The 9,671-nt window shown below is 72.1% G+C and carries 7 protein-coding genes; 1 reads left to right on the top strand and 6 read right to left on the bottom strand.

All coding sequences use genetic code 11. The features are described from left to right. Positions 1 to 109 precede the first annotated feature (109 nt). The 3 genes from OG447_RS11790 to OG447_RS11780 all read right to left on the bottom strand — a co-directional run bounded on the left by OG447_RS11790 (position 110) and on the right by OG447_RS11780 (position 2,877). Entirely contained in the window at positions 110 to 1,813 is a 1,704-nt protein-coding gene (locus OG447_RS11790) for a beta-N-acetylhexosaminidase (protein WP_266936432.1), read from the bottom strand. A gap of 190 nt (positions 1,814 to 2,003) precedes the next feature. Continuing rightward, positions 2,004 to 2,288 (bottom strand): DUF3039 domain-containing protein, encoded by a 285-nt coding sequence (locus OG447_RS11785; protein WP_215018346.1) that lies wholly within the window; start codon positions 2,286 to 2,288, stop codon positions 2,004 to 2,006. 28 nt (positions 2,289 to 2,316) lie between these two features. Then, complete coding sequence (locus OG447_RS11780; protein WP_266936431.1) at positions 2,317 to 2,877, bottom strand: YqgE/AlgH family protein; 561 nt, start codon at positions 2,875 to 2,877, stop codon at positions 2,317 to 2,319. A 262-nt stretch (positions 2,878 to 3,139) separates the two neighbouring features. On the opposite strand from OG447_RS11780, the gene murA reads away from it, so the two are divergent. Beyond that, positions 3,140 to 4,483 (top strand): UDP-N-acetylglucosamine 1-carboxyvinyltransferase, encoded by a 1,344-nt coding sequence (gene murA / locus OG447_RS11775; RefSeq protein WP_031150226.1) that lies wholly within the window; start codon positions 3,140 to 3,142, stop codon positions 4,481 to 4,483. A gap of 258 nt (positions 4,484 to 4,741) precedes the next feature. Here murA and OG447_RS11770 read toward each other — a convergent pair whose 3' ends face one another. The 3 genes from OG447_RS11770 to OG447_RS11760 all read right to left on the bottom strand — a co-directional run bounded on the left by OG447_RS11770 (position 4,742) and on the right by OG447_RS11760 (position 9,615). Next, positions 4,742 to 5,023 carry an HU family DNA-binding protein gene (locus OG447_RS11770; RefSeq protein WP_007264399.1) on the bottom strand — a complete coding sequence of 94 codons (282 nt, stop codon included), beginning with the start codon at positions 5,021 to 5,023 and terminating at the stop codon, positions 4,742 to 4,744. Positions 5,024 to 5,446: 423 nt separating this feature from the next. Continuing rightward, positions 5,447 to 6,850 carry an NAD-dependent malic enzyme gene (locus tag OG447_RS11765; protein ID WP_266936430.1) on the bottom strand — a complete coding sequence of 468 codons (1,404 nt, stop codon included), beginning with the start codon at positions 6,848 to 6,850 and terminating at the stop codon, positions 5,447 to 5,449. Between the two features lie 458 nt (positions 6,851 to 7,308). Beyond that, positions 7,309 to 9,615 carry a UvrD-helicase domain-containing protein gene (locus OG447_RS11760; protein WP_266936429.1) on the bottom strand — a complete coding sequence of 769 codons (2,307 nt, stop codon included), beginning with the start codon at positions 9,613 to 9,615 and terminating at the stop codon, positions 7,309 to 7,311. Between the last annotated feature and the right edge of the window lie 56 nt (positions 9,616 to 9,671).

The following is a 9,671-nucleotide window of genomic DNA, read 5'->3' as shown; positions in this document are numbered from 1 at the left end:
ACCAGCACCCCACCAGCACCTCATCGGTGTCCCGCTCCGCCCACCTCCCACTGAGCGCCCGTTTTTCCCCGTATAACCGGAAATCTAGGAAGAGTTCCACTTCTGGTCGTCACACGTTCGGCGGGGTTCCCTCTTTCGGGCGTCCGATCACTCCCGGCCGCCGCTGCCACGGCAGGGGGCCCGCCGGTGGCCGGTAGCCGACCCCGAGGGCGTCCAGCCGCGCGTAGTGCGCCGCCATCCGCGCCTCGAAGCCGGCGAAGTCGCGCTCCTGCGGCGCGGGCTGCCGGGACCACACCACCTCGGCGAAGGCCGCCAGCCGCGGGAACGCCTGGTAGTCGACGCGGTCCTGGTTCTCCGTCACCTCGGTCCACAGGTTGGCCTGCGCCCCGAGCACGTGGGCGGCCGCCCGCTCCGACAGCTTCGGGGGCACCGGCTCGAACCGGTACACGTCCTCCAGGGAACGCACGTACGCGATGGGCATCGGCTCCTGCCCGCCCGCCGCCTGACGGTAGTCCAGGTACACGTACTGCTCCGGGCACATCACCACGTCGTGCCCGGCCTCGGCCGCGGCGATGCCGCCCCCGTACCCGCGCCAGGAGGACACGGCCGCGCCGGGCGCGAGCCCGCCCTCCAGGATCTCGTCCCAGCCGATCAGCCGCCGCCCGCGCGCGGCGAGCCAGCCGTCGAAGTGCCCGATGAACCAGGACTGGAGCCCGTCCTCCCCGTCCACGCCCAGCTCCCGGATCCGCTCCTGGGCCGCCGGGGAGGCCCGCCACTGCGCCTTGGGGCACTCGTCGCCGCCCACGTGGACGAAGGGCGAGACCTCTACGGGGAACAGCTCCAGCAGCTCCTCGAAGACCCCCTCGTAGAACCGCAGCACGGCCTCCGTCGGCGCGAGCACGTTCTCGCTGATCCCCCAGTCGTCCCACACCTCCAGCGCGGAGGTGTCGACCACGTCGGTGTTGCCGAGCTCCGGGTACGCGGCGATCGCGGCCTGCGAATGGCCCGGCACGTCGATCTCCGGAACCACCCGCACGTGCCGCTCGGCGGCGTACGCGACGATCTCGCGGAGGTCGTCCTGGGTGTAGTAGCCGCCGTGCGGGGTCTCGTTCCACAGCGGCGAGGCCCGGTGGCCCCACCGGCTGCGCGCCCGCCACGACCCCGTCCCGGTGAGCCGCGGGTAGCGCTTGATCTCGACCCGCCAGCCCTGGTCGTCCGTCAGGTGCAGGTGCAGCACGTTGAGCTTGTGCGCGGCGAGCAGGTCGATGTAGCGCAGCACCCCGTCCTTGGGCATGAAGTGCCGGGCCACGTCGAGCATCAGGCCGCGCCACCCGAACCGGGGCGCGTCCGCGATCTCCGCGTACGGCAGGCTCCAGGTGCGTCCGGGCAGCGGGGCCTTGCGGTAGACGTCGGGGCCCAGCAGCTGACGGAGGGTCTGCGTCCCCCAGAACAGCCCGGCCTCGCTCGCGCCGGTCAGCTCGACCCCGGTGCCGTCGACCCTGAGGGTGTACGCCTCCACGGACGAGGAGCCGGCCGGGCCCGGGCCCACGCCCGCGTCCGGGCCCGCGTCCAGGCCCACGCCCAGGCCCGGGCCCAGGTCGAGGCCCGGGTCGAGGCGCAGCCGTATCTCCGCGGCCCCGCCCGGCCGGGCGGCGGGCAGGCTCCAGCCGGTGGCGGCGCCGAGCTCGTGGCGCAGCCGGCGCGCGGTGCCCCCGGTGCCGGGCCCGGCGTCGAGCACCGGCTCGGGCCCGAACTCGAAGCGGAGCCCGTCCTCGTGGAGGACGGCGACCCTGGGTGCGGGGATCAGGTCCATGCGTCAGCCCTTCGCAGCAGCCTGTTGCGCCCTGCGCAACGGCTGTTCCACAGGGCGCTCCTCGCGCAGACCCTAGTACGCCGAAGACCCCCTGGGTACGCCGAAGGCCCCCCGGGTACGCCGCTGCGCACCCAGGGGGCCCTGGGGTGTCCTGCCGGTCCCGTGGACGACCGGGACCGGGGGGGGCGGACTAGTTGTCCTTGCCGCCCTTGTCCTTGTCCCCGCCGGGGCCCATGGACTCGTAGATCTCCTTGCACATGGGGCAGACCGGGTACTTCTTCGGGTCCCGGCCCGGTACCCAGACCTTGCCGCAGAGCGCGACGACGGGGGTCCCGTCGAGGGCGCTCGCCATGATCTTGTCCTTCTGGACGTAGTGGGCGAAGCGCTCGTGGTCGCCGTCACCGTGGGAAACCTGCGGCGTCGGCTCTACGAGGGTCCCCGTGCCAGTCCCGCGCTCGGGCTCAAGAGTGCTCATGGACCCAGGGTACTGAACCCCGGCCGGGTCAGTTGAGCGACGGGTCGTCCGGATAGGTGGCGACCATCGCGAGCTCGTTGCGCTGGCGGCGCAGCACCGCCCTCCACAGCCGTTCCGGGTCGGGGAAGGACACGTCGCCGGGCTCCGACTCCACGACGTACCAGGCGCCGTCGCCCAGCTCCGTCTCCAGCTGGCCCGGCCCCCAGCCGGAGTAGCCGGCGAAGATGCGCAGGCTGCCCAGGGCCGCGGCGAGCAGTTCCGGCGGGGTCTCCAGGTCGACCAGCCCGATCGCCCCGTGCACCCGGCGCCAGCCGAGCGGGCCGTCCTCGCCCGGGATGACCGCCACCCCCAGGGCCGAGTCCAGCGCCACCGGGCCGCCTTGGAAGACGACGCCCGGGTCACCCGCCAGGGGCGCCCAGGGCAGCAGGACGTCGCCGACGCCCACCGGCGTCGGCCGGTTGAGGACCACGCCGAGCGAGCCCTGGTCGTCGTGGTCGAGCAGGAGCACCACGGCCCGGTCGAAATTCGGGTCCGCGAGGGCCGGCGTGGCCACGAGCAGTCTCCCTGTGAGGGAGGACACCTCGGTCATGCCGCCATGATCTCGCACATTCGCCGTTCCGGGGGACCCGGCGGCGAGATCGGACCGTACGCAGCTCAGGGCGCACGGCAGCAGGGACGGGGCACGGCTGCACACACAGGCGGAAGACAACACTCCGCCATGAGGTGGGTACGGAGGGTGTTGTACCGAATTCAATACAGTCTTACGGCCGCGTCAGCCATACAAACAAAGGGGTGGTGACCCTTACTCTTTTCCCTGGCCCCCTGCCCACCCCTCCCGGAACGCGAGATTCATGACCGGCATCAGTGACGATGTACTGCTTGTCCACGGCGGCACCCCGCTTGAGGGCGAGATCCGAGTCCGCGGTGCGAAGAACCTCGTGCCCAAGGCCATGGTCGCCGCGCTGCTCGGCAGTGGACCCAGTCGGCTGCGCAACGTCCCCGACATCCGTGACGTGCGCGTCGTGCGCGGTCTGCTCCAGCTCCACGGGGTGACGGTCCGCCCCGGCGAGGAGCCGGGCGAGCTGGTGCTCGACCCCACCCACGTCGAGAGCGCGAACGTCGCCGACATCGACGCCCACGCGGGTTCGTCGCGCATCCCGATCCTCTTCTGCGGCCCCCTCCTGCACCGCCTCGGGCACGCCTTCATCCCCGGCCTCGGCGGCTGCGACATCGGCGGACGGCCGATCGACTTCCACTTCGACGTACTCCGCCAGTTCGGCGCGACCATCGAGAAGCGCGAGGGCGGCCAGTACCTGGAGGCCCCGCAGCGTCTGCGCGGCTGCAAGATCCGCCTCCCGTACCCGTCGGTCGGCTCGACCGAGCAGGTGCTGCTGACGGCCGTCCTGGCCGAGGGCGTCACCGAACTCAGCAACGCCGCGGTGGAGCCGGAGATCGAGGACCTCATCTGCGTCCTGCAGAAGATGGGCGCGATCATCTCCGTCGACACCGACCGGACCATCCGGATCACGGGCGTCGACAGCCTCGGCGGCTACAACCACAAGGCGCTCCCGGACCGGCTGGAGGCCGCCTCCTGGGCGTCCGCCGCGCTGGCGACCGGCGGCAACATCTACGTGCGCGGTGCCCAGCAGCGCTCGATGATGACCTTCCTGAACACCTTCCGCCGGGTCGGCGGCGCGTTCGAGATCGACGACAACGGCATCCGCTTCTGGCACCCGGGCGGCCCGCTCAAGGCCATCGCCCTGGAGACGGACGTGCACCCCGGCTTCCAGACCGACTGGCAGCAGCCGCTCGTGGTGGCCCTGACGCAGGCCTCCGGCCTCTCGATCGTCCACGAGACGGTCTACGAGTCCCGGCTCGGCTTCACCTCGGCCCTCAACCAGATGGGTGCTCACATCCAGCTGTACCGGGAGTGCCTGGGCGGCAGCGCGTGCCGGTTCGGCCAGCGCAACTTCCTGCACTCGGCGGTCGTCTCCGGCCCCACCAAGCTGCAGGGCGCCGACCTGGTCATCCCCGACCTGCGCGGCGGATTCTCGTACCTGATCGCGGCGCTGGCGGCCGAGGGGACCTCGCGGGTCCACGGCATCGACCTCATCAACCGCGGTTACGAGAACTTCATGGAGAAGCTCGTGGAGCTGGGCGCGAAGGTCGAACTCCCGGGCGGCGACCTCGTCTGACGCCCCGCCCGGGCGCCCGGCACCGGCGCCTGACGCACCGTCCGCGAAAGCCCCCCTGGTCCGCACGGACCAGGGGGGCTTTCGCGTGGGCCCAGGAAGGCCCCCAGGAGGCCCCAGGGGCCCGGACGGGCGGCCCGGGCCAGGACAGGCCGAAGGGCGGCCGCCCCGCCCGGGGTGACCGCCCTTCGCCGTTCTGCGCAAAGCTGCGCACTACTCGCCGTTCCAAAGGCCTGTGCGGCCTTCGGCGCCGGGGCAGGACTACTTGCCCTTGGCGGCTTCCTTGAGCTTGGAGCCCGCGGAGACCTTCACGCTGTAGCCGGCCGGGATCTGGATGGGGTCGCCGGTCTGCGGGTTGCGCGCGGTGCGAGCGGCACGGTGGGTGCGCTCGAAGGTCAGGAAGCCGGGGATGGTGACCTTCTCGTCGCCCTTGGCGACAATCTCGCCGACGGTCTCGGCGAGCGCGGCCAGAACGGCGTCGGCGTCCTTGCGGGTCACCTCGGCGCGCTCGGACAGAGCGGCCACCAGCTCACTGCGGTTCATGTTGTACTCCCGTGTTCAACTTGCCTTAGAGGCGTGAGATCGAAGCCGATGCTGCCAGGGCCCTCGGACAGTCCCCGGACCCGGGTCTGAACGTCAGACCCTCCCGCCCGGTTACGCATCCTGCCCCCACCAGCGGCGGGAAAGCCAATCCGGCACCCGCCGGGGTCACACGAAAAGCGCCACAGTCACGCGGCGGTGACGCTCCGTCCGCACTCGCCGGATGCGGACCGCGGACCTCGCGGGCATCCCCGCAACCCTAGAGGCGCCCCACCGGGCCCGCATCTCGCGACGCGCCGGGAGCGGAGCGCCGTGAGGGCGGTCACAGGCGGGCGCCGGCCCGCCCCGTGACCCCTGCCGGCCCCCTCGGCCACCCGGACCGGCGGGTCGGACCCCGCCGGGCCCGGACCGGCCCGGAACGTCGGCTCAGCCCGCCGAGGCGGCCTTGCGGACGGCGCCCGCGACGGCGCCCGCGACCTTGTCGTTGAACACCGAGGGAATGATGTAGTTCGCGTTCAGCTCGTCCTCGCCGACCACGTCCGCCAGCGCGCTCGCGGCGGCCAGCATCATCTCCGTGTTCACGGTCCGCGACTGGGCGTCCAGCAGGCCGCGGAAGACACCCGGGAAGACCAGCACGTTGTTGATCTGGTTCGGGAAGTCGGAACGCCCGGTGGCGACGACGGCGGCGGTCTGACGCGCCACGGCCGGGTCCACCTCGGGGTCCGGGTTCGCGAGCGCGAACACGATCGCACCGTCGGCCATGGCCGCCACGTCCTCGCCGGACAGCACGTTGGGGGCCGAGACGCCGATGAAGACGTCGGCGCCGACCACGGCCTCCTTCAGCGTGCCCGTGTACCCCTCGGGGTTGGTGTTGTCGGCGATCCAGCGCAGCGGGGAGTCGGCCGCGGCGTCGACCAGGTCGGGCCGGTCCGCGTGCACGACGCCGTGGATGTCGGCGCTGACGGCGTTCTTGACGCCCGCCGCGAGGAGCAGCTTGAGGATGGCCGTACCGGCCGCTCCGGCGCCCGACATGACGACCTTGACGTCGCCAACTGCCTTGCCCACGACGCGAAGTGCGTTGGTGAGCGCGGCGAGCACGACGATCGCGGTGCCGTGCTGGTCGTCGTGGAAGACGGGGATGTCGAGGGCCTCGCGCAGCCGGGCCTCGATCTCGAAGCAGCGCGGCGCGGAGATGTCCTCCAGGTTGATGCCCGCGAAGCCCGGGGCGATGGCCTTGACGATCGCCACGATCTCGTCGGAATCCTGGGTGTCGAGGCAGATCGGCCAGGCGTCGATGCCCGCGAAGCGCTTGAAGAGGGCCGCCTTGCCCTCCATGACGGGCAGCGCGGCCATCGGGCCGATGTTGCCCAGGCCCAGCACGGCGGAGCCGTCCGTCACGACTGCGACGGAGTTGCGCTTGATGGTCAGGCGGCGGGCGTCCTCGGGGTTCTCGGCGATCGCCATGCACACGCGGGCCACGCCCGGGGTGTAGATCATCGAGAGGTCGTCACGGTTGCGGATGGGGTGCTTGGACGCCATCTCGATCTTGCCGCCGAGGTGCATCAGGAAGGTGCGGTCGGAGACCTTGCCGAGGCTGACGCCCTCGATGCCCCGCAGCTTCTCGACGATCTCGTCCGCGTGCGCCGTGGAGGTCGCGGCGATGGTGACGTCGATCCGGAGCTTCTCGTGACCGGAGGCGGTCACGTCGAGGCCGGTGACCGAGCCGCCGGAGGACTCCACGGCGGTGGTGAGCTGGGAGACCGCGGTTCCGCTCGCGGGCACTTCCAGGCGGACCGTCATCGAATACGAGACGCTGGGCGCCGTTGCCATGGCCGTGTTCCTCTTCTGTCCCTGGTTTTCGCTGTACACACAGGGCCCCGCTGCACGGCAGGTGCGGCAGGACCTGTTGTCCGATCGTCCCACCTACCAGCCGGTACAAGGTAACCAGCTACAAATTTCGGAAAGACACTTCCACCATACGAGATAGTAGGTCGCTGCGGAATGGTGGATTGACACAAAACAGGTCCGCGCCCTCCACATCGTGGAGGGCGCGGACCTGGTGAAATGACTAGCGACACCGACCCGCCATGCTCGCCTCGCGGCAAGTGGTCGCTCTAAGCGACGAAGGTTGGGCCCGGGGGCTTGGATCGAGTCGGTGCCGTAACCCAGGCTAACAAAGGATCGCCGAATGCGATCCCCCTCCCGGCCTCCGGTCTCGTCCCACCACGCTCATGGCCGCGGGCCAACCGGCCGTACGGTGCCCCGTACGGCCGCAGGACCCGGCGGCGCTACGGCTTGAGCAGCTCAGGCACCCCGTCCGCGTCCGGCCGGTCGCGCTCCGCCGAGACCACCGTCAGCTGCTGCGTGGCGCGCGTCAGCGCCACGTACAGCACCCGCAGGCCCGCCGGGGACTCCTCCGCGATCTCCGCCGGGGAGACGACCACCGTCGCGTCGTACTCCAGGCCCTTGGCCTCCAGGCTGCCCAGCGCCACCGCCCGCTCCCCCAGGTCGGCGAGCCACCGCGCGGCCTCCGCGCGCCGGTCCATGGCCACGACCACGCCGACGGTGCCGTCCACCTGCTCCAGCAGCCTGCGCGTCTCCTCGCGCACCGCGTCGCCCAATGCGCCCGCGGCGGCCGCGAAACGGGGCTCCAGGCCCGTGGAGCGCACCGCCGACGGCGGCTCCATGCCGGGCATCGCCAGGCGCAGCACCCGGGCCGCGACCTCGGCGACCTCCGCCGGGTTGCGGTAGTTCACCGTGAGGGTGAACCGCCGGCGCGGCCGGGAGCCCAGCGCCTCGTCGCGGGCCGCGGCCGCCTCCTCCGGGTCGGTCCAGGAGGACTGCGCCGGGTCACCGACCACGGTCCAGGTGCCCATCCGGCCCCGGCGGCCCACCATCCGCCACTGCATCGGCGTCAGGTCCTGGGCCTCGTCCACGATGACGTGTGCGTACTCGGTGCGCTCCGCCGCGAGCCGCTCGGCCCGCTCCCACTGGGTCTCCTCGCGGGTCGGCATCAGCTCCTCCAGCCCGCTCAGCTGGTCCAGCGGGTCCATCTCCCGCCTGCGCCTGGGCCGGGCGGGGGCGCCGAGGAGCAGCTGGAGCTCGTCGAGCAGCGCCACGTCGTGCACCGAGAGGGGGCCCTTGCCGTCCGGGCCCACCCGGCGCAGCGAGCGGGCCAGCTGGCGGGTCTCGCGCGGGTTCAGGTCCCGGCGGGACCAGCGGCCGAGCTTGCGCTCGTCGGCCATCGCGGCGAGCACCCCGCGCGGGGTCAGCTCGGGCCACCAGGCGTTGAGGAAGCCGATGAAGGCGTCCTCGGTGGAGATGTCCTCGTCGAAGGCGGAGCGCAGCTCGGCGGCCAGCTCCGGGTCGCTGTGCCGGCCGGCGCTGCCGGACTTCGCGTACAGGGCGTCGAGGAGCAGCTTGCGGGCCCGTGGGCGCAGGAGGTTGACGGGCGCGGTGCCGCTGAGGACGTTCTGCCGGATCCGGTTCAGCTCGGCGGCCTCCAGCTCCTGGCGGCGGCCGAAGGCCACCACGCGCAGGCTGTTGGGGGCCTCGCCCAGCTCCAGGGCGCCGCGTACGGCCTTGCGCAGGACCTTGAGCATCCGGGAGGAGCCCTTGACCCGGGCCACGGCCGGATCGTCGTACGTGGTCGCCTCCGCGCCGTCGACCAGCGAGCCCAGGGCCCGGATGGCGACCTGTCCCTCCTCGCCGAGCGAGGGCAGGACGCCCTCGGTGTACGCGACGAGCAGCGGCGTCGGGGAGACGATCAGGATGCCGCCGGAGTAGCGGCGCCGGTCCTGGTAGAGCAGGTAGGCGGCGCGGTGCAGGGCGACGGCGGTCTTGCCGGTGCCGGGGCCGCCGGCGACCTCGGCGACGGACGCGGCGGGCGCCCGGATCACCAGGTCCTGCTCTGCCTGGATGGAGGAGACGATGTCCCGCATGGAGTGCGTACGGGCCCGCCCGAGCGCGGCCATCAGGGCGCCGTCGCCGATGACGGGCAGCTCGCGGCCGTCCAGGGAGGCGGTGACCTCGGGGCGCATCAGGTCGTCCTCGACGCCGAGCACCTTGCGGCCCTTGGAACGGATGACGCGGCGGCGCACGACGCGGCCGGGATCCTTGGGCGTGGAGCGGTAGAACGGCGCGGCGGCCGGCGCGCGCCAGTCGATGACCAGCGGCGCGTAGTCGGAGTCCAGGACTCCTATGCGGCCGATGTGGAGGGTCTCGGCGATATCGGCCGTGAGGTCCTCGCGGATCGCGTCGTCGGCCGGCTCCACGGAGGTGTAGGCGCCGTCCGGGCCGCGCTCCCCGTCCTTGCCGAGCACCAGGTCGACGCGGCCGAAGAGGAAGTCCTCGAACTCGCTGTTCAGCCGGTTCAGGTGGATGCCCGCCCGGAAGACCTGCGCGTCGCGTTCGGCGAGGGCGCCGGGCGTGCCGACCTGGCCCCTCTTGGCCGCGTCGTTCATGAGGAACTCGGCCTCGTGGATCTTCTCCTCAAGGCGTCGGTACACCCGGTCGAGATGCGTCTGCTCGACCGCGATCTCCCGATCGCGGACGGAATCCGCCGTGCTGTCGACAGCGGCATTCTGCGCGGCCACCAAGGCCCCCTTCTGACGTGCATGGGCGACCGTCAACCGTACGCGAACGAGGACCC

It is taken from the genome of Streptomyces sp. NBC_01408 (assembly GCF_026340255.1).
Taxonomy (GTDB): Bacteria; Actinomycetota; Actinomycetes; order Streptomycetales; family Streptomycetaceae; genus Streptomyces.
This window is presented reverse-complemented; position numbering and strand designations above follow the sequence as displayed.